The organism is Actinokineospora terrae, assembly GCF_900111175.1.
GTDB classification, from domain to species: Bacteria; Actinomycetota; Actinomycetes; order Mycobacteriales; family Pseudonocardiaceae; genus Actinokineospora; species Actinokineospora terrae.
Window position 1 is genome coordinate 135,471 of sequence record NZ_FOGI01000012.1, and the last position, 24,486, is coordinate 159,956.

General features: G+C 70.5%; 19 protein-coding genes. 8 read left to right on the plus strand and 11 right to left on the minus strand.

The genetic code is table 11. The features are described from left to right. Nucleotides 1–284 precede the first annotated feature (284 nt). The 3 genes from BMY07_RS26095 to ileS form a co-directional block, all read right to left on the minus strand. Entirely contained in the window at nucleotides 285–998 is a 714-nt protein-coding gene (locus BMY07_RS26095; RefSeq protein ID WP_092784164.1) for a S1 family peptidase, read from the minus strand. 224 nt (nucleotides 999–1,222) lie between these two features. Further along, a complete protein-coding gene (locus tag BMY07_RS26100; protein WP_245782669.1) occupies nucleotides 1,223–2,407 on the minus strand; it encodes an AGE family epimerase/isomerase in 1,185 nt (394 codons plus the stop codon). A 58-nt stretch (nucleotides 2,408–2,465) separates the two neighbouring features. Continuing rightward, nucleotides 2,466–5,588: an isoleucine--tRNA ligase gene (gene ileS, locus BMY07_RS26105; protein ID WP_281245094.1), complete on the minus strand. Its 3,123-nt coding sequence runs from the start codon at nucleotides 5,586–5,588 to the stop codon at nucleotides 2,466–2,468. A gap of 445 nt (nucleotides 5,589–6,033) precedes the next feature. Here ileS and leuS point away from each other — a divergent pair, with 445 nt between their 5' ends. Both leuS and BMY07_RS26115 read left to right on the plus strand, forming a co-directional pair. Then, on the plus strand, nucleotides 6,034–8,532 hold the full coding sequence (gene leuS / locus BMY07_RS26110; protein WP_092784170.1) for a leucine--tRNA ligase: 2,499 nt from the start codon (nucleotides 6,034–6,036) through the stop codon (nucleotides 8,530–8,532). 394 nt (nucleotides 8,533–8,926) lie between these two features. Then, complete coding sequence (locus BMY07_RS26115; protein WP_092784173.1) at nucleotides 8,927–10,477, plus strand: M4 family metallopeptidase; 1,551 nt, start codon at nucleotides 8,927–8,929, stop codon at nucleotides 10,475–10,477. Nucleotides 10,478–10,542: 65 nt separating this feature from the next. Here BMY07_RS26115 and BMY07_RS26120 read toward each other — a convergent pair whose 3' ends face one another. Beyond that, nucleotides 10,543–11,463 carry an NmrA/HSCARG family protein gene (locus BMY07_RS26120; RefSeq protein ID WP_092784176.1) on the minus strand — a complete coding sequence of 307 codons (921 nt, stop codon included), beginning with the start codon at nucleotides 11,461–11,463 and terminating at the stop codon, nucleotides 10,543–10,545. 99 nt (nucleotides 11,464–11,562) lie between these two features. Between BMY07_RS26120 and BMY07_RS26125 the strand changes: the two genes are divergently transcribed. Next, nucleotides 11,563–12,123 (plus strand): TetR/AcrR family transcriptional regulator, encoded by a 561-nt coding sequence (locus BMY07_RS26125; protein WP_092784179.1) that lies wholly within the window; start codon nucleotides 11,563–11,565, stop codon nucleotides 12,121–12,123. Here BMY07_RS26125 and BMY07_RS26130 read toward each other — a convergent pair. Both BMY07_RS26130 and BMY07_RS26135 read right to left on the minus strand, forming a co-directional pair. Continuing rightward, on the minus strand, nucleotides 12,113–12,427 hold the full coding sequence (locus BMY07_RS26130) for a DMT family transporter (protein ID WP_092784183.1): 315 nt from the start codon (nucleotides 12,425–12,427) through the stop codon (nucleotides 12,113–12,115). The two genes, BMY07_RS26125 and BMY07_RS26130, sit on opposite strands and share 11 nt — an antisense overlap. Further along, a complete protein-coding gene (locus BMY07_RS26135) occupies nucleotides 12,415–13,071 on the minus strand; it encodes an FMN-dependent NADH-azoreductase (protein ID WP_092784186.1) in 657 nt (218 codons plus the stop codon). The genes BMY07_RS26130 and BMY07_RS26135 overlap by 13 nt, the downstream gene beginning before the upstream one ends. Before the next feature lie 90 nt (nucleotides 13,072–13,161). Between BMY07_RS26135 and BMY07_RS26140 the strand changes: the two genes are divergently transcribed. After that, the gene (locus BMY07_RS26140; protein ID WP_092784189.1) at nucleotides 13,162–13,725 is read left to right on the plus strand and encodes a TetR/AcrR family transcriptional regulator; all 564 of its coding nucleotides are present in this window, start codon (nucleotides 13,162–13,164) and stop codon (nucleotides 13,723–13,725) included. Between the two features lie 54 nt (nucleotides 13,726–13,779). Here the strand turns inward: BMY07_RS26140 and BMY07_RS26145 are convergent, their stop codons facing one another. Continuing rightward, on the minus strand, nucleotides 13,780–14,880 hold the full coding sequence (locus BMY07_RS26145) for a serine hydrolase domain-containing protein (RefSeq protein WP_143073641.1): 1,101 nt from the start codon (nucleotides 14,878–14,880) through the stop codon (nucleotides 13,780–13,782). Between the two features lie 494 nt (nucleotides 14,881–15,374). Between BMY07_RS26145 and BMY07_RS26150 the strand changes: the two genes are divergently transcribed. Further along, complete coding sequence (locus BMY07_RS26150; RefSeq protein ID WP_092784194.1) at nucleotides 15,375–16,298, plus strand: hypothetical protein; 924 nt, start codon at nucleotides 15,375–15,377, stop codon at nucleotides 16,296–16,298. Nucleotides 16,299–16,417: 119 nt separating this feature from the next. Here BMY07_RS26150 and BMY07_RS26155 read toward each other — a convergent pair whose 3' ends face one another. Next, complete coding sequence (locus BMY07_RS26155; RefSeq protein ID WP_092784197.1) at nucleotides 16,418–17,893, minus strand: trypsin-like serine protease; 1,476 nt, start codon at nucleotides 17,891–17,893, stop codon at nucleotides 16,418–16,420. 41 nt (nucleotides 17,894–17,934) lie between these two features. Further along, nucleotides 17,935–19,488 (minus strand): S8 family peptidase, encoded by a 1,554-nt coding sequence (locus tag BMY07_RS26160; protein ID WP_092784200.1) that lies wholly within the window; start codon nucleotides 19,486–19,488, stop codon nucleotides 17,935–17,937. Nucleotides 19,489–19,718: 230 nt separating this feature from the next. Between BMY07_RS26160 and BMY07_RS26165 the strand changes: the two genes are divergently transcribed. Further along, nucleotides 19,719–22,532: an ATP-binding protein gene (locus BMY07_RS26165; RefSeq protein WP_245782670.1), complete on the plus strand. Its 2,814-nt coding sequence runs from the start codon at nucleotides 19,719–19,721 to the stop codon at nucleotides 22,530–22,532. A 260-nt stretch (nucleotides 22,533–22,792) separates the two neighbouring features. Here the strand turns inward: BMY07_RS26165 and BMY07_RS26170 are convergent, their stop codons facing one another. Further along, nucleotides 22,793–22,972, minus strand: a complete 180-nt coding sequence (locus BMY07_RS26170; RefSeq protein WP_092784206.1) for a hypothetical protein — start codon at nucleotides 22,970–22,972, stop codon at nucleotides 22,793–22,795. A 3-nt stretch (nucleotides 22,973–22,975) separates the two neighbouring features. Between BMY07_RS26170 and BMY07_RS26175 the strand changes: the two genes are divergently transcribed. Further along, complete coding sequence (locus BMY07_RS26175) at nucleotides 22,976–23,464, plus strand: hypothetical protein (protein WP_092784209.1); 489 nt, start codon at nucleotides 22,976–22,978, stop codon at nucleotides 23,462–23,464. 23 nt (nucleotides 23,465–23,487) lie between these two features. Further along, nucleotides 23,488–23,979, plus strand: a complete 492-nt coding sequence (locus tag BMY07_RS26180) for a hypothetical protein (RefSeq protein ID WP_092784212.1) — start codon at nucleotides 23,488–23,490, stop codon at nucleotides 23,977–23,979. A 30-nt stretch (nucleotides 23,980–24,009) separates the two neighbouring features. On the opposite strand, the gene BMY07_RS26185 is transcribed toward BMY07_RS26180, so the two are convergent. Beyond that, nucleotides 24,010–24,450: a hypothetical protein gene (locus BMY07_RS26185; RefSeq protein WP_092784215.1), complete on the minus strand. Its 441-nt coding sequence runs from the start codon at nucleotides 24,448–24,450 to the stop codon at nucleotides 24,010–24,012. Between the last annotated feature and the right edge of the window lie 36 nt (nucleotides 24,451–24,486).

Here is a 24,486-nt window from a genome sequence, read left to right on the forward strand (position 1 = left end):
TCGCGCCCAGGCCAATGCCGCAGGCGAGGCGTCCACCGTCGACGCCGCAGGCGAGCACGAGAGCCGGACAACCCCAGCTCAAGATCAAACCCGCCACAGCAGCCCCCGATATACAGCTTACCGGCGACCACCGACAGAACAGGCAGACCGAGCAGCCCCCCTGTGGACAACCCACCCCACACAACGGAAATGACCGGCGCGCGCAGACACCGTCCTGCCTGCGTGCGCCGGTCTACCGGATCACCACCTGTCGCGTGCTTGGCGGCGGCGACCCGGGGTCTCGATCAGATTCCCGTTTGCTGCCTGATCCAGCTCAGGTTGGCGGCGATGCCGGTGTAGAGGGTCGTCGTAGCGCATTCGCCGTTGTTGTCGCCGGGGCCGTGGGTTTCGCCGACGAGGGTCCAGTTGCCGCGGGTGCCGACGACGGCGGGGCCGCCGGAGTCGCCGTGGCAGGCGGAGTGGGTGCGGTCGCCGGAGACGCAGACGTCGGTGGAGGCGCCGCCGCCCGCGTAGCAGCGGCTGCTGGCCAGGATGGTCAGGTCGATCTCCTGCAGGGTGCTCGGGGTCGAGCAGGACGGCCAGCTCAGGCAGCCCCAGCCGAGCAGGCGGACCGCGGAACCGGCGGCCGGGTTCGAGGTGGCGAGCTTGACCGGCGCCTTGGTGGAGGCGGTGCTGGTGTGCATCAGGGTCAGATCGGTGCCGGACTTGGTGATCCGCCGGTCGATGCGCAGCAGTTCACCGCCGGAGTTCTTGTTGGTCGAGCCGACGCGGCCCTGGGAGGCGCTGCCGCAGTGGTTCGCGGTGACGATCCACTGGGGGGCGACGAGGCTGCCACCGCAGCCGTTGCTGAGGGAGACCATCCACGAGTAGGTCTCGGTGGCGCCGTGGCCACCGATGATGGCGGGCTGCTGCTCGGCGGCGTTCGAGGTGCCGGTCATCGCGATGACCGAGAGCAGCACCAGACCGGCGCCTGCCAGTGCGGCGAGGATTCTGCGCATAAGAGCCGTCCAATGCAGGGGTTGTGAGGACATATGGCAGCTGTCTGTGCGAAATCTCGGGACTCGATTTCGCCAACCGAATATGCACCCGTTCGTGATCTTCCCGCAACCCCGACACCACCACCTGGTGGGACGGTTTTTACCAGTTATCCAGACATAAGAGCAGTGCTATCGCCACCTCCTATGGCCGCGAAACCGCCCCGATATCCGATATGTCTACTTACCTACTTCCGCAGGGTTCGACAGGTCAGCGCGGCGGCCGGGGCCAGCGGGAGCAGCGGGAACAGGGTGGCCTGATAGGCGTGATAGGTGTCCGGCTTGCCCGCCCACACCCCGGCGCTGGGCGTTCCGTTCGGCGCGAGTTCGTGGCGCCATCCGCCAATCGGGTCGATGTGGTTTTTGCGTGCGTATTCCCAGAACGTCGCGTACCAGTCCCCGTACGGGTCCTCGCCGGTGCGCCGGTGCAGCGCGGAGGCCGCCATGATCGCCTCGGCCATCACCCAGTGCATCCGCTGGCGCACCACGGGCAGGTCGTCCCAGTCCAGCGTGTAGACGAACCCCAGGTGCCCGTCCACGCCCCAGCCGCGGCGCACCGACGAGTCGAACAGCGCCCTGGCGTCGGCGAGCAGCCAGGCCGGGGCCCGGTCGCCGAGCGCGGCCTCGACGTGCAGCAGCAGCCGCGCCCACTCCAGCCAGTGCCCGACGGTCGCGCCGAAGGGCCGGAACGGGTGCCGCTGGTCGTCGCGGTTGTAGTTGAGGTCGGTCCGCCAGTCCTCGGTGAAGTGCTCCGGAACCCGCCACCCGTGCGCGGCGGCGGTGACGTGCACGATCCGCTCGGATAGCCCCAACGCGCGTTCGTGCCAGATCTTGTCGCCGGTGACATCACCCGCCGCCAGGAATGCCTCGACGAAGTGCATGGTGCTGTTCGCGCCGCGATAGGCCTCTGTGGCCGTCCACGCCTTATCCCAGCTTTCGAACGGCAGCCCTATCTCGGCGTCCCAGAACCGCGTCTCGATAACTTGGAGTACTTCGGTAAGTACTTCCTGCGCGTGCGGCCTTCCCGCGGCATGTGCACTGCATGCTGCCAACAGGACGAACGAGTGCTCATAAGCGGCCTTCGTCGTGTCGCTTACCGACGAGAACCACCCACCGTTCTCGTCGTCGTGCAACACGCCCCGCAGCGCCGCGATGCCGTGGTCGGCCAACGCCGCCGCCCCGGGGTCGCCCAAGCCGTCCTCGAGGGCGAACACGTGCGTCATCCGCGCCGTGATCCAGGTGGCCACCGGCTTGTCCCGGTCGAGGTTGCCCTCCGCGTCGAGCCAGCCGAACCCGCCCGCCGGGTCCGCCGCGTTCTTGGCGAACCCGACCAGGTCGCGTCGTCGAGCCGCGAGCCAATCACCATCAGTCACGGCCACGTCCTCACAGTCGGTGGGTGTCCCCCTCATTCTGTCCCCACCGACCGCGAAGTCACCCCCCTGCTCGGCGAAGCCGCACCCGGATCCCGAGCGCGTCGTCCTGGTAGGCGGCGTACCCCTCGTCGATGGCCTCCCCGGCGAACTCGGTCACCGAGGTCGCCAGGACGGCCTCGGCGATGTCCGCGCTGTGCTCCAGCACGGCCGCGCGCAGGTCCTCCCCCGCCGACCAGCGCAGGTCGATGCGGTCGACGACCTCCAGGCCCGCCTGCTTGCGCGAGTCCTGGACGAACCGGATGACCTCGCGGGCGTCACCGGCGCGCTTGAGCTCGGGGGTGATCTCGGTGTCGAGGGCGATGGTGACGTCCCCGTCGCTGTGCACGACCCACCCCGAGCGCGGGATCTCGCTGATCAGGACGTCCTCGTGGGTCAGCTCGACCGGCCGCCCCTCGAACTCGACCGTCGCGTGCCCGTGCTCCCGCAGGTCGCGCACCAGCGCGCCCGGCTCCGCGGCGTTGACGACGTTGGCGACCTGCTGGGTCTGCTTGCCGAAGCGCTTGCCCAGCGCGCGGAAGTTGGGCTTGACGGTGACGTCGACGACCTCGCCCGCGGCGCCCAGCGGCTCGAACGCGCGGATGTTGAGCTCCTCGGCGACGTCGGCCACCAGGTCGTCGGGCAGCGCGACGCCCTCGGGCAGCCCGATCAGCGCCCGGCCCAGCGGCTGGCGGATGCGGATGTCGCTGGCCTTGCGCGCGGCGCGTCCGGCCTCGGTCAGGGTCCGCGCGACCTTCATCTGATCGATGAGGTCCGTGTCGATGAGCGCCCGGTCCGGCCGCGGCCAGGTCGCCAGGTGCACCGACTCCGGCGCGTCCGCGTGCCCGGGGGCGATCACCTCGCGCCACACCTGCTCGGTGATGAACGGCGTGAACGGCGCCATCAGCCGGGTGACGACGTCGAGGCACTCGTGCAGCGTGGTCAGCGCGTCGATGTCGCCGTTCCAGAAGCGGGCCCGGGAGCGGCGGACGTACCAGTTGGACAGGTCGTCGACGAACGCGGTGATCGCCCGCCCCGCGCCCGCGGTGTCGAAGGCCTCCATGGCGGCGTCGACGGTCTCGGCCAGGCGGTGCACGCTCGCCAGCGCCCACCGGTCGAGCACGTGCCGCTCGGCGACCGGCGCGGCGGCGGCCGGGTCCCAGTCGGCGATGCTGGCGTAGACGGTGAAGAACGAGGTCGTGTTCCAGTAGGTCAGCAGGACCTTGCGGATGATCTCTTCCAGCGGGGTGTCGCCGATGCGGCGCGGCGACCACGGCGAGCCCGAGCACAGCATGAACCAGCGCACCGCGTCGGCGCCGTGCTTGTCCATCAGCGGGATCGGTTCGAGGATGTTGCCCAGGTGCTTGCTCATCTTGCGGCCGTCCTCGGCCATGATGTGCCCGAGGCAGACGACGTTCTCGTAGGACGACCTGTCGAACACCAGCGTGCCGACCGCCATCAGCGTGTAGAACCAGCCGCGGGTCTGGTCGATCGCCTCGGCGATGTACTGGGCCGGGTAGCCGCGGGCGAACTCCTCCTCGCTGCCGGGCACGTGCGGGTAGCCCAGCTGGGCGAAGGGCATCGACCCAGAGTCGAACCAGGCGTCGATGACCTCGGGGACGCGGGTGGCGGTCTCACCGGTCTCCCGGTCGACGAAGGTGATGTCATCGATGAACGGCCGGTGCGGGTCCAGTTCGGACAGATCGCGCCCGCACAGCTCGCCGAGCTCCTCGCGCGACCCGACCGCGATGACCTTGCCGCTCGGGGTGCGCCACAGCGGCAGGGGCGTGCCCCAGTAGCGCGACCGCGACAGCGCCCAGTCGATGTTGTTGGTCAGCCAGTCGCCGTAGCGGCCGTGCTTGATGTGCTCGGGGAACCAGTTGGTGTGCTCGTTCTCGCGCAGCAGGGCGTCGCGGATCTGGGTGGTGCGGACGTACCAGGACAGCTGCGCGTAGTACATGAGCGGCGTGTGGCAGCGCCAGCAGTGCGGGTAGGGGTGCTCGTAGCCGGCGTACTTGAACAGCAGCCCGCGCGTCTTGAGCTCGTCGACGAGGGTCTGGTCCGCGTCCTTGAAGAACACGCCGCCGACGACCGGCACGTGGTCGAGGAAGTGCCCGTTGGGGCCGATCGGGTTGACCACGGGCAGCCCGTTGGCCTTGCACACCGCGAGGTCGTCGGCGCCGAACGCGGGCGCCTGGTGGACCAGGCCGGTGCCGTCGGTGGTGGTGACGTAGTCGCCGAGCACGACGAAGTGCGCGCCGGGGATGTCGACCAGGTCGAACGGGCGCTGGTAGCGCAGCCCGGCGAGGTCCTTGCCCACGACCTCGGCCAGCACCTCGGCGCCCTCGCCGAGGACGGCCTGGCGCAGCGCGGCGGCGATCAAGAACACGCCCTGCTCGGCGCGCACGACCTGGTAGTCGACCTCGGGGTGCACGGCGACGGCGGTGTTGGACACCAGGGTCCACGGGGTGGTGGTCCAGATCAGCAGGTCGACCCCGCTGTGCCCGGCGAGGTCGCCGACGACCGGGAAGCGGACGAACACCGAGGGGTCGGACACCGTCTCATAGCCCTGGGCGACCTCGTGGTCGGACAGCCCGGTGCCGCAGCGCGGGCAGTACGGGGCGACCCGGTAGTCCTCGGACAGCAGGTCCTTGTCGAAGATCGTCTTGAGCGCCCACCAGACGCTGTCGACGTACTCCGGCGACATCGTGCGGTACGGGTGGGACATGTCCACCCAGTAGCCCATCCGCTCGGTCAGCGCCTCGAACTCGCCGACGTGGCGCTGCACCGACTCGCGGCAGCGGGCGTTGAACTCGGCGACCCCGATCTTCTCGATGTCGGACTTGCCGCTGATCCCCAGTTCCTTCTCCACGGCCAGTTCCACCGGCAGGCCGTGGCAGTCCCACCCGGCGCGGCGGGGCACCGAGTAGCCCTTCATGGTCTTGAACCGGGGCAGCACGTCCTTGAACACCCTGGCCTCGATGTGGTGCGTGCCCGGCGTGCCGTTCGCGGTGGGCGGCCCCTCGTAGAACGTCCACCGCGGCCCGTCGGCGGTCCGCGCGAGGCTCTGCCCGAACAGGTCGTTGTCCCGCCACCACTCGATGATCCGCCGCTCCATCGCCGGCAGGTCAACCTTCGCTGGCACGACGTGGAACGGCGTATTCGGGGACAACGTCTTCTCCTGTTCACGGCACTCGGTGATATCGACTGCTGGCTATACGAACCAGCTCATTATCGCGCGTTTCGCCGGAGCCCGGCAAAGGGGGTGCGGCGACCGGCGTCGCCCGATTCCCGATGAACCGACCAGCACCGGCGCGGGCGGGACCACAGGTACCCGGCGTGGCCGTCCCCGGGTGTCGGCGGCGGCCGGTCCTGGCTGCTCAGGCGACCCCGCGCCAGGGGGCAGCACCGGCGGACCCGCCGCTGACCAGCACCCGGCGGCCGGGCGCGGCAGCACGCGCGCGCGAGCGCCCACCCGAGGTCGGGTTCGGCATTGCCACTTTGCTATCTTTCGTGCTAACACCGACCGAATCCACGTCTTGGGCGCGAACTGGTCGATGACGCAACCAGGGAAGCGGGACTAGGGAGACATGACCGAGCCAGGTATCGACGCGCCGGACAAATACGACCCGAACCTGGCGATCGACAAGTGGTTGCGGGTCTGGGAGGACAAGCACCTCTTCGAGGCCGACGGTCTCGTCGACGCCGGGACCGCGGGCCAGGACGACGCGCGGCCGCGGTCCTGCGTGGTGAGCATGTACCCGTACCCCTCCGGCGACCTGCACATGGGCCACGCCGAGGTCTACTCCATCAGCGACGTCATCGCCCGCTACCTGCGGCTGCGCGGGGACAACGTGCTCAACCCGATCGGGTGGGACTCGTTCGGGCTCCCGGCGGAGAACGCGGCGCTCAAGCGCGACCTCGACCCGTCCACGTGGACCTACGCCAACATCGAGGTGCAGGCCGAGTCCTTCCGCAGGCTCGGGGTCTCCTTCGACTGGCGCACCCGGCTGCACACCTCCGACGCCGACTACTACCGGTGGAACCAGTGGCTGTTCCTGCGGCTGCTGGAGAAGGGCATCGCCTACCGCAAGTCGGCGCCGGTCAACTGGTGTCCGGTCGACAAGACGGTGCTGGCCAACGAGCAGGTCGTCCAGGGCAAGTGCGAGCGGTGCGGCAGCACGGTGCAGCAGCGGGACCTGACCCAGTGGTTCTTCCGCACCACCCAGTACGCGCAGCGGCTGCTCGACGACATGGCGCAGCTCGAGGGCAACTGGCCCTCGGAGATCCTGGCCATGCAGCGCAACTGGATCGGCCGCTCCACGGGGGCGTACGTCGACTTCGCGGTCGAGGGCCGCGCCGAGCCGGTCCGGGTGTTCACCACCCGCCCCGACACCATCTTCGGCGCGACGTTCTTCGTGGTGGCCGCCGACGCGCCACTGGCAGCCGAGCTGTGCGCGCCCGAGAACAGGGCCGAGTTCGAGGCGTACCGCGACAAGGTCCGCACCGAGACCGAGATCGACCGCCTCGCCGCCGACCGCCCCAAGACCGGTGTGCCGCTGGGTCGGCACGCGCTGAACCCGGTCACCGGCCAGCAGATCCCGATCTACGCCGCCGACTACGTGCTGGCCACCTACGGCACCGGCGCGGTCATGGCGGTGCCCGCGCACGACCAGCGCGACCTCGACTTCGCCAAGGCCATGGGCCTGCCCGTGGTCGCCGTGCTCGACACCGGCGAGGACGACCCGGCCACCACCGGGGTCGCCACCGCCGGGGACGGCACGCTGGTCAACTCCGGGCGGTTCGACGGGCTGGCCAAGGCCGACGCGATCGAGGCGGTCACCGCCGACCTGCAGGAGCGCGGCGCGGGCGAGCGGGCGGTCATCTACCGGCTGCGGGACTGGCTGGTGTCGCGGCAGCGGTACTGGGGCACGCCGATCCCGATCATCCACTGCCCGTCCTGCGGCGAGGTCCCGGTCCCCGACGACCAGCTGCCGGTGCGGCTGCCGGAGACGGGCTACGAGCTGCGCTCGGCCGATGGCGCGTCGCCGCTGGAGAGCGCGACCGAGTGGGCGGCCGTCGACTGCCCGTCCTGCGGTGGCGCCGCCCGCCGCGACACCGACACGATGGACACCTTCGTCGACTCGTCGTGGTACTTCCTGCGCTACCCGGACCCCACCTACACCGGGGGCCCGTTCAACCCCGAGGGTGTGGCCAGGTGGTTCCCGGTCGCGGAGTACATCGGCGGCAAGGAGCACGCGACCGGGCACCTGATGTACGCGCGGTTCATGACGAAGGTCCTGCACGACCTGGGCATGGTCGGGTTCACCGAGCCGTTCGCGAAGCTGACAAACCAGGGTCAGGTCATCATGAACGGCCGGTCGATGAGCAAGTCGCTCGGCAACCTGGTCAACCTGCAGGAGCAGCTCGGCCTCTACGGGCCGGACGCGGTTCGGGTGACCATGCTGTTCGCCGGTCCCCCGGACGAGGACATCGACTGGGCCGACGTCTCCCCCACCGGCGCGGTGAAGTGGCTGGCCAGGATCTGGCGGCTCGCCGGTGACCTGACCACGCCCGACGCGACCGACGGCGACGGTGAACTGCGCCAGCAGACGCACCGGCTGGTCGACGAGATCACCACGCTGTTCGAGACGCGGCGGCTCAACGTCGCGGTGGCCCGGCTCATGGAGCTGACCTCGTTGCTGCGCAAGGCCTGCGACAGCGGCGCGGGCCCGGCCGACCCGGCGGTGCACGAGGGCATGAGCGCCCTGCTGCGGATGCTGTCCTGCTTCGCGCCGTTCACCGCCGACGAGGCGTGGTCGCGGCTGGGGCTGCCGTCCTCGGTCATCGAGCACGGCTGGCCGGAGGCCGACCCGGCGCTGGTGTTCCAGCAGACCGTGGTGTGCGCGGTCCAGGTGGCGGGCAAGGTCCGCGACCGGCTGACCGTCGCCACCGACATCACCGAGACCGACCTGCGCGATCTCGCGCTGAACTCCGAGAAGATCGTGAAGGACCTCGCGGGGCGGGCCGTGCTCAAGGTGATCGTGCGCGCGCCGAACCTGGTGAACATCGTTCCTGCCAAGGCGTAATCCGCTACCGGACTGCCGGTGGTGACAATGGCTTGCCCTGTCACCACCGGCAGTTGTCGTTCCCGGACCCGGGCCTCCAGGTGACCGTCCACAGAGGACGACAGGGGGAGATCGCGACCATTCGGGCATATCGCCCGTGAGTGGTCCGCCCCGGTCCACCTGACAGATTTCACCAGTGTGGCGGCCGCGTGACGTCGACCCGCACGATCACCTGGTGGTTTAAGGGAAACACACCCCCACGGCGAGTTTGCCTGATGTTGACAAACCGGCGTTCCCACCACGATGGCCGTTGACTGTCCCATGGCCGTCTGTGAAAGCTCGGTTGCGCTCGGTGACAGCCGTTGGTCCCTGGCGGGTGACACCGGGCGCGCAACCCTGCCGATGAGGAGAACTCATGAAGCGCACAGCGATGACGGCCGGTGTGGCCCTCGCCGTCCTGGCCGGTGGTGTGGTGACGTTGACCGCGCCGCAGGCGTTCGCCGGACAAGACCAGCAGAACCAAGTGCAGGACCGACAGGCACGCGCGGTCTCCGCCGCCGACCGGGCCGCGGCCGGTGGTCTGAACGCGTTGGCGAAGGGGCCGGACGAGGTCTACGCGCGGGACATGGTCACCCCGTACCTCAACGACCTCTACACGGTCAGCTACCAGCGCAGTTGGCGCGGCGTCCCGGTCGTGGGCGGTGACGCGACCGTGCTGGTCGACGGGCAGGGCACCGTCCGGGCCACCGTCGCCGGGACCACGGCCGGGGTGGCCGTCTCGTCCACCACCGCGAAGGTCACCAAGTCGGCCGCCGAGCGGACCGCGCGCGGCCTGCAGGCGAGCACAGCCAAGGTCGAGTCCGGCCGCCTGGTCGTGAAGGTCACCGACGACAGGTCCGCGCTGGCGTGGGAACACCTGCTGATCGGCACCAAGAAGGACAGCAGCCCGAGCCACCTGACCGTCTGGGTCGACGCCACCACCGGCGCCGTGCTCGACCAGGTCGAGGACGCCGCCGCCGGATCGCTCAACAGCGAGTGGAACGGCCAGGTCACCATCACCACCAGCGGGTCGAGCGGCAGCTACCGGCTCGCCGACACCACCCGCCCCGGCCTGCAGTGCGCGGACTACAGCACCGGCACCGTGTTCTCGAAGGCCACGGACTCCTGGGGCACCGGCAACGGCACCTCGAAGGAGACCGGCTGCGGTGACGTGCTCTACGCCGCCCAGCAGGAGTGGAACATGCTCAAGGACTGGTTGGGCCGCAACGGTCACACCGGCTCCGGCCGCAGCTGGCCCGCCAAGGTGGGTCTGAACCAGCTCAACGCGTACTGGGACGGCTCGACGGTCACCATCGGCAAGAACTCGGCTGGCAAGTGGATCGCGTCGATGGACGTCGTCGGCCACGAGTACGGCCACGGCCTGGACCAGAACACCCCGGGCGGCACGTCCCGCGAGGCCGGTCTCGGTGAGGCCACCGGCGACATCTTCGGCGCGCTGACCGAGGCCTACGCCAACAACGGCAAGGACCGCCCCGACTACACCGTCGGCGAGACCGTCAACCTGACCGGCAGCGGCCCGATCCGCAACATGTACAACCCGTCGCTGGTCAACAACGACCCCAACTGCTACAGCTCCTCGATCCCCAACACCGAGGTGCACAAGGCAGCGGGCCCGCTCAACCACTGGTTCTACCTGCTCGCCGAGGGCTCGGCCCCCGGCGGCGGCAAGCCGAACAGCCCCACCTGCAACAACACCGCCGTCACCGGCGTCGGCGTGCAGAACGCGGGCAAGATCTTCTACGGCGGCATGCTGCTCAAGACCTCCGGCATGACCTACAAGAAGTACCGGGTCACCACCCTGACCGCCGCCAAGAGCCTCGACAGCACCTGCAACCTCTACAACAAGACCAAGGCCGCCTGGAACGCCATCTCGCTCCCGGCCCAGCCCGGCGAGCCGACCTGCTGATCTCGCCTCGTGAGAGCTGAGTAGGTGGGGTGGGACATCGTCCCGCCCCACCTACTTGTGTGCTGTCACCGGGATCGGGCCTCGGGGTGCAGGTGTTGCCCCGCCCAGGTGGCGAAGCCGGTGAGGGGGATGCCGAGTGCTCGGGCGAACTCCGGGCGGCCTGGTTGACCGGTGGCGTTGAGCCATTCATGGCTGGCACCCATGGGGGGCATGCCCGCGGCGAGTGCTTGCGCCTCGGTCATGTTCGGGGCGGGCAAAGGGATCCCGAGTGTGCGCGAGAGGACCTCGGCGATCTCGGTCATCGAGAGGTAGTCGCTCGCGAGTTCGAGTTCGACCTGGTGGAAGCGGTCCGGAGCGGTGATGGCGGCGGTGGCGGCTTGGCCGATGTCGGCCACGGCGACCAGGGACAGGCGGGTGTCGGGGTCCAGGACGCTCACCAGGCCACCCTCGACGCCGCGGGGGAACAGGAACCTCATGGACGGCAGGAAGTTCTCCATGAAGAAGCCCGGCTTGAGGAGTGTCCACTGAGGAAAGCCCGCATCTCGGACCCGGTCCTGGATCGCGGCCTTCGCGCCCAGCGTGGGTTCCATGGCGGCCCAGCGGCCCTCGGCCCAGCCGGGCGCCGAGACGTGCTGGCCCGCGCCGGTGACGGACGTGTGCACGAACTGCCGCACCCCGGCGGCCCTCGCGCCCTCGACCAGGTTGGCGCCCTGGGTCACCTCGCCCGCGAAGTCGAAGCCGTCGCCGGTGATGGCGGGCATCTGCACGGAGAAGACGGCACGGACCCCCTTCGCCGCCCTCACGATGGAGTCGACGTCGTGCAGGTCGCCGGTGACCAGTTCGGCGCCGAGCGCCTCGATCGCCCTGGCGCGGTCGGGGTCGCGGACCAACGCGCGGACCGGGACGCCCGCGGCTAACAGTGCCCGGGCGGTGGCGCCGCCCTGCCTGCCGGTCGCACCGGTCACCAGCACGGGATCACTGGACATGGCTCTCCTCAACGGTCGGCGCTAAACGGCGGGGCCCGCCACTTATCGTCGGGTACGATACGGCGGGGCCCGCCACTTAGCAAGATCGGAGAGGACGCCGTGCCGGAACGCCAGCGCGCCGACGCCCGGCGCAACTACGCGCAGATCCTGGCCGTGGCCGAGGCGGAGGTCGCCGTCCACGGCGCGAACGCCTCACTGGAGCAGATCGCCAGGACCGCGGCCGTCGGGTCGGCGACCGTGCGCAGGCACTTCCCCACCCGTCGCGCGCTACTGGAAGCCGTTTCCCGCAAGCGGATCGAGGCACTGAGCGTCCGCGCGCGGGAGTTGACCGGCCGGGGCGACAGTCGAGACGCGCTCCTGGACTGGCTTTCCGACGTCGTCGCGTACTCCGTCTCCGCCCGTGGACTGGCGGCAGCGCTGACCTACGACGCCCCGGTGCACGAGAACAGCTGCTCGGCGGCGATGGAACAGGCGGGGGAACCGTTGCTGCGCCGAGCGATCCAGGACGGCGCGGTCGCGGCGGAGGTCACCGTCGCGGACCTGATCACGCTGGTCGTCGGCATCGTCCTGGCCACGGAGCACCACCCGGATCACGCCACTCGCGCCGACCGGTTGTTCCGGCTGGCCGTCGCGGGGCTGAGCCCGCCGGTCACGCCGTGAGCCTGGCGAGCACGACGCCGCCGACGATCAGGGACAGGGCGGCGATCCGGCCGAGGGTGAGCGGGTCCTTGCCGACCAGCACGCCCACGGCGATCGTGCCGACCGCGCCGATGCCGGTGAACACCGCGTACGCCGTGCCCACGGGGATCGTGCTCATCGCGCGCGACAGCAGGTACACCGCCGTCACGCCCAGGACCAGGCACAGCAGGGTCGGCAGCGGGCGGGTGAAGTTCTCCGTGGGCCGGATGCTCGACGCCCAGGCGATCTCCACGAGGCCGGCCGCGACCAGCGTCAGCCAGCCCATAGCGTGGCGACCAACTCGTCCACCGCGGTCTCGGCTCGTGCCGCCGAGTCCCGGTGGTCCGCCGTCAGGTGACCCAGGACCGGGTCGACGCGCGTGTTGCTCAACTCGACGCTGAGGAACCGCGCGTCCTCGACAGCGAAGTGCCCGGCGAAGAAGTCACGCAGGTACCGCTCCTGGTGGTCGAACGGGGCCTTCGGGGCGCCTGGACCGTACGCGCCGCCACGGGCGCTGATGACGACGAAACCCTTGCCCTTGAATGACATCCGGGGGAACGTGATCTGGTCGATCCAGGTCTTGAGCACACCGGGTACGGAGTAGTTGTACATCGGGCTGCCGATCAGGACGATGTCCGCGGCCAGCACCTCGTCCAGCAGCGGTTCGACGATCGCCCAGGCCGCGGCTCGTTCGGGCGTGGTGACCACCTCGGGGTAGCGCGCGGGGTCGGTGATCCCTTGCCGCAGAAGGTCATCGCAGATCTCCGTCCAGGCCTGGCCGATGGGGGGCGGTGGATCGGTCGCGAGATCGCGGTAGGTGTAGCGGCCGTCCTGGTCGGCGGCGCGCCAGGCGTGGGCGAACCGCGCGGTCAGGGCGCGGGATAACGACCGGCTACGGGCGCTGGCGTCGAGGTGGAGCAGGTGCGGCATGAGGGGTCTCCTCGCGGGCTTAAGCGGACACTGTGTCCAGTTATAGCCGCCAACTGGACTCGTTGTCCAGTTGTTCCCTAGGTTGGACGGGTGCCCGCACCCCGAGAACGCGCCGACGCGGCCCGCAACCGGGCCCGCGTGCTGGCCGCGGCCGAGGAGCTGTTCGCCGACCGGGGCGCGCGCAACGTCACCATGGACGACATCGCCAAGGCCGCGGGCGTCGGCCGGGGCACGCTCTACCGCCGCTACCCCGACCGCGCCGCCATCGCGATCGCCCTGCTCGACGAGCACGAGCGCGTCCTGCAGGAGAAGCTGATGCGCGGCGACCCCCCGCTGGGTCCCGGCGCGCCACCGCGGGAGCGGCTCGCCGCGTTCTACGCCGCGATGGTCGACCTCCTCGACCGCCACAGCCACCTGGCCCTCGGCGCCGAGGTCGGCCACTCCCGCTTCGCCACCGGCGCTTACGGCTTCTGGCGCGCCCACGTGCGAGCGCTCCTGGTCGAGGCCGGAGCGGCCGACCCGGACGCCCTCGTCGACGCCGCCCTCGCCCCGCTCGCCCCGGAGGTGTTCCGGCACCAACGCGAGGAACGCGGCCTCTCGACCGAGCGGATCACGGCCGGACTGCGCGCCATCGCTCACGGTCTCACCGCGTAGACGTCTCCGGGAGCCGTGCTGCCCCGGAGTGTCCTGGGGCAGCACGGTTTCGGGTCAGCGCCGCTTGCCCATCATCTGGCACACCATGGTGGTGACGGTGTTGTCGAACAGCGACCCGGGCTCCTGGTCCACATCGGTCGCCACCTCCAGCACCGCGCTGCGGCGGCCGGAGCGGTCCTGGTAGGCGATGGTGTGGTGGCCGGGGAAGTCGCCCGCGTGACCCCAGACCCGGCCGCACCGGGTGTCGATGTAGTAGATGCCCAGGCCGTAACCGCCGTTGCGCTCCTCGACGCGGACGGTGGTCAACATCTCCTGGAGTTGGCGCTGGTCCAGGAGTTCACCGGAGAGCAGCGCCCGGTAGAAGCGCGACACGTCAGCCGGTGTGGAGACCATCGCCCCCGCGGCACCCTGCATCGTCGGGGACCAGGACGTGGTGTCGGTGTACTCGCCCTCGGGGGAGCGCAGGTAGCCGTGGACGTGGTTCGGACCGACCCGCGGATCGGCCGCCAGGAAGGTGTCCCGCAACCGCAGCGGACCGGTGATCCGCTCCGCCACCAACCGCGCCAGCGGCCGCTTCGCCACTGTCTCGGCGATCAACCCGGCCAGGATGTAGTTGGTGTTGTTGTACCGCCACTGCGCACCCGGCGCGGAAAGCGGCGGATGCGCCACCGCCGCCGCGACGAGCTCCCGCGCCCCCCAACTCCGCGCCGGATCAGCCATCGCCGCCGCCAACCACTGCTGGTCGTCGGTGTAGTTGAACAACCCGCTGGTGTGGTTGAGCAACTGCCGCACCGTGATCCCACGGCCACCCGGCACCACACCCGGCAACCACCGCTCGACCGAGTCCGACAGCCGAACCCGCCCCTCCCCCACCAACTGCAACACCACAGTGGACACGAACGACTTGGTAACACTGGCGATCCTGAAACTGTCCGCCCCACCAACCGGCCGCCGCGACTCCAGGGAAGCCACCCCACTGGCCACGGTCCGCACCCGCTGCCCGTCATCCACCCGGACAACCGCCCCGGTCACCCCCGCCCGCACCAACGCGTCCAACGAGTCCCGCAGCTCACCACCGCCCTTGGCCATGGCCGCCCCGGAAGGCACAACCACCACCAACACGGCCGCTGCCGCCACCGTGATCCACTTACGCACCGAACGTCCCCTCTCACCAGCATTTCCGTAGCGCAAGCACACCAGACGACCCCGTGGCACCGCTTCCGGAATCCACCGGAGATCTCCCGTACTCCCGGGGTGGCACAGACCGGCTCACCGGCGAAAGTGGACTGAGGGCCAGTCCGGTTGACGGGAGGCCGCAGATCGGCGGAGTGGTTGCCCCAACGGGCACAGTATCGGCGGTTACCCGTCCGGACCTGTGAGGGGAAGCTCCCCGCGCGTCAGACTGCCGGCAAGGGAGGATCGTCCAGGGGAGGCAGGGCATGAGGGTTGGGGTTGTGGGGTTGGCTGTCGTGGTGGCGTTGGTCGGGGTGCCTGGGAGTGCCGCGGCGGCTGGGCGGCAGGGGGTGGTGTTGGAGGCACCGGGGCGGAGCAGTTGGGCGACTGATGTCAACGAGGCGGATACCGCGGTCGGGGACATCGAGACAGCGGAAGGGTTTCGGGCGCCCGCGCGGTGGGATCGGCGGGGTCGGTTGACCGTTCTTCCCTTCACCACCGGGTACTTGGGCGCACGGGCGTCCGCGATCAACGACGCGGGCGACTCGGTGGGGTACGCCTACGACCGGGACTACAGCACGCGGGCGCTGAGCTGGAACAAGAACGGCGAGGTCACCCCGCTGACGGTGCCGGGCAGTCCGGACGTCGGGGCATCCGACATCAACGAGCGCGGCACGATCCTCGGGCAGGCCTACGTCAACTCGACCCAGTTCTACCGGGCGGTGCGGTGGGACCGGGGGCGTGCGACCCTGTTGCAGCCCCTGGCCGGTGACGCGTACACCTCGGCGACCGCGTTGACCGACAGCGACCTCGTGGTCGGCACGTCGTCGGGTGGTCCGTCCGGTCAGGACGGTGTGCCGGTGGTGTGGGACCGCGCGGGCGCGGCGAAGGCGTTGCGGTTGCTGCCGAACTCCCGACTGTCGCTTGTGTACGGAGCGGCCGGGACCACGGCGTACGGCATCATCATCACCACCGACGAGGTCCTCCACCCGGTCCGCTGGGACCTCGCCCGCGACGGCGCCCTCGCCCCGCTCCCCGCCCAGGACGCCGCCTACCCCCAAGCAGCCAACAACCGCGGCACCGTCGTCGGCTTCACCCGCCACCAAGACGTGAACTCCGCCGCGACGTGGCCCCGCCGAGGCCCGGCCACCACCCTGACACCACTACCAGGCGACCAATCCGCCCACGCCGACGCCGTCAACGACGCCAACGAGGTAGCGGGTATCTCGGGCAGCAACCACGCAGTCCTCTGGAACGCCTCCGGCCACGCCACCGCCCTAACCCCACCAACCGGTTCGGTCAGCCAAATAACCGACATCACCGAACGCGGCTCGGTACTCGGAACCGCCTACCTGCCCAACCAGAACCAACGCGCCATCCTCTGGCCCGCCCGCCGGTAGCACATGGCCTCGCAACCGGGCCGACCAACGATCCGGGCATCAATACATCCCGTAGAGCCCGTGACCACCGAGGTGGTCACGGGCTCCAGGGGTCCCTGCGAGGAGTATTCAGCCCGGGGTTACCGGACGGTGATGGTGTATTCGGCAGTGCCGGTCTTGCCGGTGCTGTCGGTCGCGGTGATGGTCACCTTGTGGGTGCCGCGCTGGTACGGGCCCGCGACCGTCATCCGGGAGGTGCCGCCCGGGTTGTTGATGGTCGAGGGGGAGAACATCGGGCCGGAGAGGCCGCCGGTGCCGGTGAGCTTGACCGCTCCGGTGGCGCCGGTGATGCTGACCGTGGCGTTGGCGTAGCCGCCGGGGCCGACGGTGGCGGCGTTCGGGGAGACCGTCACCTTCAGGCTGCCGGTGGGCGGCTGGCCGCCGTCGCCGACCGTGAGGGTGTACTCGGCGGCCTTGGAGCCGGAGGTGCCCTTGGCGGTGACGGTGACCTTGTAGGTGCCGGACGGGGTGGTCGCGGCGGTCTGCAGGGTCAGCTTGGCCACGTCGCCGGAGTTGACCGACGTGGGCTGGAAGGTGGCGGTGGCGCCGGTGGGCAGGCCGGAGGCGCTGAGGTCGAGCTTCTCCGCGCCCTGGTCGCCCGCCTTGGTGGTGACGCTGGTGGAGACGTACTTGCCCGCGTCCACCTTGCCGGTCGCCGGGGACAGCGCGACCGAGAACGTGCCGTCGCCGGGCGGGGTGGTGCCGCCGATCTCGCCCTTGGCCCAGTCGCCCATCGCGTTGGTCAGCCGACCGAAGATGCTGTAGCGGTCGCACTTGCTGGAGCCCCACGAGGAGACGCCGACGATCACGCCGTCCACGATGAGCGGGCCGCCGCTGTCGCCGGAGCAGTTCGCCGTGCGCCCGTCGTTGTAGCCCGAGCACACCATCAGGTCGCCGTTGACCTTGATGTCGAACACGTTGCAGCCGGACGGGTCGTTGATCGGCAGCGTGGTCTTGCGCAGCTCGCCGGAACCACCGCTCGACGACGTCTTGCCGTAGCCGAGGGACAGGGCCGACTTGCCCGGCGCGGTCAGCGCGGTGTCGCCCGAGCCCGCCACCTTGGCCCACTGGGCCTCCGGCACCGGCAGGTCGTCGGCGGTGGTGACGACCGCGACGTCGTAGCCGGTCTTCCAGCCGCCGTTGCCGCTGTAGTTGGGGTGGGTCTTGAACGAGGCCACCTTGGTGCGGAAGGTCTCGTCGCCAGGGGAGTTCAGGTCGTCGTCACCGTAGATGTAGCTCTTGTCGCCCACCGCGTCGATCATGCAGTGCGCGGCGGTGATGATCTTGCGCTTGCCGACGACGGACGCCGTGCACGACTGCCCCTGCGGGCCACCGCCACCGACGCGCATGCCCGCGATGATGAACGGGTGCTCCTTGACGGTGGTCTTGGTCCCGTTGACGATCTGGGCGCTGGCGTCCGGGCCGGGCAGGTCCGCGGTCGGGTTCGCCGCGATGCTGATGCGCTCGGTCTGCGCGGCTCCGGCGCTGGTGGTGATCGCCACGGTCACGGCGGCCAGGGCCAGCGTGACTGCTGCGGCGAGGTGTCGTTTCCTCATCGTTCTCCTTCAATGGCAGGGTGTTGCCTAGCTGGGGACAGTCAGAACGTGATCGACCAAGCGGTGAGCGTGCCCGCGTCGAACTTGTAGACGTCGCGGACGGAGAGCTTCCAGGTGCCGTTCGCGTCCTCGCGGGAGGCGTCGACGGAGAAGCTCTTGTGGACACCGCCGGACTCGCCGACGTCACCGGACTTCTTGAGCGGGTAGGACGTCCCGCTCGGTCCGACCAGGTCGATGGCGAGGTCACCGGTGTAGCCGTGGTCGATGTCCACGCGCACCGCGAGGGTGGCGGACGCCTTGCCGGGGCAGGCGCTCTGGCTCACGGAGCTGCCGACAGCCGTACCCGCGTCGGGGATGGCCACGTCGTCGTCGTTGGTCTTGACACCGCACTGCGACGGCGGGGTCCCGCCACCGATGTCACCGACGTAGAGCAGCTTGTTGGGCGAGCCGGTGCCGGGGTTGCTGACCAGGTCGGGGGTGGCGCTGCGCACCAGCGCGTCGCTGACCTGCTGCGGGGTCGCGGACGGGTTGGCCGACAGGTACAGCGCAGCGGCGCCCGCGACGTGCGGGGAGGCCATCGACGTACCGCTGGCGTTGCGGAACTGTCCGGTGTGGTCACTGGAGTAGATGTTGCCACCGGGGGCGAACAGGTCCACACAGGTGCCGAAGTTGCCGCCACGGGTGCGGTCCTTGTTGAACCAGCCCACGGTGATCACCTCGGGGACCCGCGCCGGGCTGACGCCACAGGCGTCCTGACCCGCGTTGCCCGCGGACACCGCGACCACGATCCCCTTGGCCACCATGGCCTTGGCCTGCTCGTCACCGACGCCGACGGTGTCCATGCCCAGGCTCAGGTTGACCACCGCGGGCTTCACCGCGTTCTTGGCCACCCACTCCATCGCGCTGACCGTGGCCGAGTCCGGGCCGGAGCCCTTGCAGTCCAGCGACCGGACGGCCACGATCTTGGCCTTCTTCGCCACGCCGACCGTCTTGCCCGCGATCGTGCCTGACACGTGCGTGCCGTGGAAGTAGCAGTCGCTCGCGTCGGTGTCGTTGTCGAGGAAGTCGTAGCCGTAGCTCGCCCGGCCCTCGAACTCCGAGTGCGCGGCATACACTCCCGAGTCGATGACGTAGGCGGTGACGCCCTCACCCGAGTTCGGGTAGGTGTACTTCTTGTCCAGGGTGGCGGTGCGCTGGTCGACCTGGTCCAGACCCCACGACGGCGGGTTGAGCTGGTCGTCGTTCGCCCTGGTCGTGCCGTCCTGGTAGACGGTCTTGACCGACGGGTCGGCCGCCAGGCGCCGCGCCTGCTGCTCGGTGAGACCCCGGGCCGAGAAGCCGTTCAGCGTGACCGAGTAGGTGTCGGTCACCTGGCCGCCGTAGCGCTGGGCGAGCGAGGCGGCCTGACCTTCGGCCGCGGCGCGGGCGCCGCTCTTGAGCACCACGATGTACTGCCCGGAGTAGTGCTGTTTGGCCTGGACCACATCCGCCTCGGCCTGCTGCGCCGCGGCCACGCCCGTGGTCGTCGCTACCGCCGCGGCGGCGATCGCGACAGCGAACAGGCTCGATATCCATCGCGTCCTGCGCTCTTGCATCGATTCCTCCATCGTGCTTTCGAGCGGCCTCGGCAGGGTGTTTTGGGGCATCGGGCCGCTCGGGAATCACCCTTCGGCCTGGGCGGAGGGGGAACAAGCGTGGCCAGGACCCGTATGGGTACGGGATCGTGCGTACCGCGGCGGCCACCGGCGGAGGGGTTACGGTGCCGCGCTCGTAGACCTACCCTGTCGGGCATTCCTCTACGGGTGGACCACCGACGGGAGCGAGCATGGGTGATGGCCGCGGTACGCCCCTCTACCTCCGGTCGAGCTCGGCGCCGATGGTCGGCAGGGACGCGGAGCTGACCGCGCTGCTCGGCGCGGTGCGGCACCCGCCGTCCGCCGCGTTCGTCGAGGGCCAGGCCGGGATGGGCAAGACCAGGCTGGTCACCGAGCTGGCCGCGGCCGCGGCGGACGGGGCAGCGCGGGTCGTGATGGGCACCTGCCAGCCGCTGGCCGACCCGTTCCCGTACGGGGTGCTGCTCGACTGCCTGAGTCAGTGCGGCGACCGGCTGGACGCGCCCGGCCCGGTGACCGGCGCGCTGCGCGACCACCTGCCCGAGCTGGCCGACCGGCTGCCGCCCGCGCCGCGCGCCCTGGGCGATCCCGAGGCCGAGCGGCACCGGGTGTTCCGGGCGGTGCGGGAGCTGCTGCGCTGCCTGGGGCCGACCGTGCTCGTGCTGGAGGACCTGCACTGGGCGGACGAGGAGACCCGCCAGGTGCTGCGGTTCGTGCTGGGCAACCCGCCGCCGGGCCTGTCCGTCGTGGCGACCTACCGGCGGGAGGACCTGACCACCGGGGCACCGCTCGGCCACGCGTTCCACGTCCCGCCCGGGGTCATGGGGGTCAACCTGGTCTTGCGCCCGTTCGACGTGTCGGGTGTGCGGGCGATGGTGGACGGGCTGGTAGGGGCCGCGGCGACGTCGGTGCCGTTCGCCGAGGCTTTGCTGAGTGCGACGGCGGGGATACCGTTCGTGGTCGAGGAGACGGTGCGTGCGCTGCCCGATCCGGTGCGTGACGTGCGCGCTGACGGGGCCGCGCTGGCCGGGATCGACGTGCCGGTCCTGGTGGCGGACGCGGTCCGGGACCGGATGGGGACCCTCCCCGTGGCCGCGCGGTCGATCGCCGAGGCCGCCGCGGTGCTGGACGTGCCGGAGTCCGTCGACATCCTGGCGGCGGTGGCGGGGAAGGCGGAGGCGGAGCACCTGGTCACGCTGGTGGAGTGCGGCGTGCTGGTGGAGAAGGCGCCGAACAGGTACGGCTTCCGGCACGACATCGCCAAACGCGCGGTGCGCGCCGCGCTGCCCGGGCCGCGGCGGTGGGAGCTGCACGAGCGGGCGGTGGCCGTCCTGTCCACTCTGGACGACAAGCCGGTCGCCCGGCTCTCCGCGCACGCCAGGGCGGCGGGCATGACCGGCGAGTGGCTGCGCTACAGCGAACTCGCCGCCGAGGCAGCGGAAGGGGCCAAGGACCCGGCCACCGCGGTGGACCTGCTCTCCGAGGTGCTGGTCGACCCGGGGATCAGCGCCGCGGACGCGAACCGGCTGGCCACCAAGCTGTGCGGCTACGCCCTGACCGGGCTGCCCGGCGGGGCGCTGACCGCGCGGGTCGAGGCCCTGCTCTCGGACCCGCGGCTGGCGCCGGACGTGCGCGGCGAGGTGCACCTGTGGTTCGGGTTGCTGCTGCAGCGCGAGACCGGGGAGGTCGACCGCGGCGCCGAGGAGATCGCCCAGGCCATCGACCTGCTCGGTGACCAGCCGGAGCGCACCGTGCGCGGGATGGCGGCGATGGCCGGGCCGTACCTGGGCACCGCGTCCATCGCCGAGTACCAGGCCTCGCTCGGCCGGGTGGAGCGGATCATCGAGACCCTGCCCACGCTGGCCCTGCGCACCGCCATGCTCGCCACGACCCTCGGCGGGCGGCTCATCGTCGGCGACCCGAGCACGTGGGACCGGGTCGCCGCGCTACCGTCCCCTTCGGACGTCCACGACGCGGAGGAGATCCACCACCTCGCGCGGGCGCACTGCAACCTGGCGGACGCGTGCTCGTGGATCGGGCACTACCGGCGGGCACGGGAGTTCCTGCGCACCGGGATCTCCCTGGCCGAGCAGGTCGCGGCGTCCTACGTGGTCGGGACGGCCGAGGCGACGGCGGTCCGGCTCGACTGGTTGAGCGGGCGGTGGTCGGGCCTGGAGCAGCGGATCGACCGCCTGGTGGGCAATTACGCGAACCTGCTGCTGACCGCCGACCTGAACCTCACGCGGGGTTGGCTGGCGGCGGCGCGCGGCGACTGGGTCCGGGCCGAGGGCGCTTTCCTCGCGGCGGCGGGAACCCAGACCTTCCCGGTGGGCATCTCGGCGGCGGGCGGGATGGCGGGCATGCTGCTGAGCCGCGGTGAGTCCGTCGCGGCTGGGGAACACGTGGAACGCGGCGTCTCGATGTTGCGGCGCAAGGGCGCGTGGGCGTGGTCGGGCGACATCCTGCCCCAGGCCGTGGACTTCTACTTGGCCGGTGGGCGTCTCGATGCCGCGCGGTCACTCGTGGCGGAGACCGCCGCGGGCCTGGAAGGTGTCGACGCCCCGCTCGCTTGGGCGGCGCTGGCCGGGTGCCGCGCGGCGCTGGCCGAGACCTCTGTCGACCGCTCACGCCTGTACCGGGAGGCCATCGACCTGCACCAGGACCTGGGCTTGCCCTACCGCGCAACCCAACTAGCCGAACTCCACGAGGGCGACTCCCCCACCGACACCGCCGTGTTCGACGCCCTGGCCCAGTCCTACGACTCCCTGGGCGCGACCGTCGACGCCGCCCGCTGCCGCCACCGAATCCGAGGCACCGGCACAGCCACCCCCTCCCGCCGCGGCCGCCGCGGCTACGGCACGGAGTTGTCTCCCCGAGAACAAGACGTAGCCCGCCTACTCGCAGGCGGCCACACCAACCGAGAAATAGCCCAAGCCCTCTTCCTCTCCCGCCGCACCGTCGAGGAATACGTCGTCAAGGTCCGCAGAAAACTCAACGCCCCCTCCCGCCACGACGTCCACCTCTGACATTGCGCCCAGGGAACGGGTCGCCTTGTCCCGAGGTCGACCCGAACCCCGTCCTTCGGCACAACGAATGACTGGGCGCTCCTCTGGCAAGTCGAGGCCTTCGACACGACGGGGTGCCGACCGGGTAAGGCGTGCCTGGCCATTCGTGAGCGTCCGTCAGTAGCACGATCGCCGAAGGCTTGTTGGCACTTTCGACTCGATGGGTGAATGGTCTGGTTCCTGGTCCCAGCGGTTGGGTGGCATTAGGCCGCTAGGGGCAATCACAGCCGATTCGCCGAGTGGTGGGGATCGGGGTCGTTGATCATGGCGTGCGTCGGGTTGTCGAGCAGGGGTGGGGTTGCGGGGATGGTCGCGGCGGCGGGGATCGAGGACGTGCGGCGGTTGAAGTGGCGGACGGTGGCGCTTCGGGGCAGGACGACCTGGGCGGGCCGGTGCGCCACACGGTGTCCGACGAGGTGGCGAACGCGGCGGTGGAACGGTTGCGCAAGCGGGGGTTGGTGTCGGCGATCGTCGGGGTCGTGTTGCTGGTGGGCGTGGTGGTGTTCGTGTTCGGGATCTCGGTGCGGGTGTGGGGGTCGTTCCTGGACTCGCCGCCGTTGGTGTCGCCGCTGATGTCGTTCCTGTTCGCCGGGGCGCTGATGCTGGTGGTGACCGGTGTGGTCGGACGGCTGCGGTGGAGTGCCCGCGCGGAGGCGATCGGGCACTTCGGGTGGACGGCCGGGGTCGCGCGGGTGGACCCGGTGGTCGCCGACGCGGTGGTGGTCGAACTCGCGGACAGCCGAACGCTGCGGCTGGTCACGACCAAACCGGTCAACCTGAAGATCCCCGTCGAGATCCGCGAGGGCGACGTCCTGGTCGGCGGCGAGGGCGACGCGTCGACACTGGTCTTCACCAACGGGCCGGTACTCGCGGCGGCCAGGACCATCCACTGAAGCACCCGTGGACGAGCGGCGTCGTGGTCGCGGTGGTGCTCTTGGGACTGGGGTCGCACGTCACCGCGTGCGGCCCCGGCCAGCGCCTGCGGGCGAACCTCGAGGACACCTGCGACCCGGCGGACAGGGCCATGGCCGAGCGGCTGGTGGCCGACGAGGTGCTCGACCTCGTGCCGGAGGGCGTGCGGGCGCAGGACAAGTACACAACCCTGCCCTGCGAGGACGACGACGGCCTCGGCGCCGCGGGCCGGACGTTCATCTCACAGGGCCAGTACCCGGCGATCCGGGCGTTCCACAAGGCCGAGTTCACCAAGCGGCGCTGGGAGTTGCGCTTCGAGGCTCCGCTGGAGAGTCCCGGCCCGGGCGAGTTGGACACGACGGATGTGCACGTGTGCTTCGAACGGGCGGACCTGCCCGGGGTGACCCTGGGGCTGTACTTCCACCACCAGGCACCACTGCACTACTGGGTCCGATTCCGCTTCGGCGAGCGCAACCAACCCTGCCCCACCAGCTGACGCCGTGCCCGTGTCCACACGGGAGCGTGGTCAGCGGCGGCCGGTGGCCAGGATGACGAGGAACTGGCCGCCGCCTGGTTCGATGGTGGCGGTCACCGGTAGGTCGGGTACCAGGCGCGAGAAGCGGTCGACCAGCCACTCCGCTGTCTCCTGGGCGTCCTGCTTGGTCGGGCAGCGGGCCACCATCTCGCGGCCGCCCTTGCGCTCCAGCCGCCCGGCGACGGTGATCAGCGGCGCAGGCTCGACCACGTGCAGGCGGTCCGGCCAGGCGATGACCACCTTGACCGCGCCCTTGCGGGTGTTGCAGCCGCGGTGCGCGAGCCGCTCGGCGACCTTGGCCTTCCGGTCGGCCGTCCGGCTGTCGACACTGGGCCCCCGCGCATCGTTCACCGACATCCCGGCGTCGACCGCCTCATCACACACCCAACACCGCCAGCCATCCCGCTCGGCCACGTCATCAAGAAGACTCACCCGAGCAAACTAGCCTGCCCACCCCCCACCCCGCAC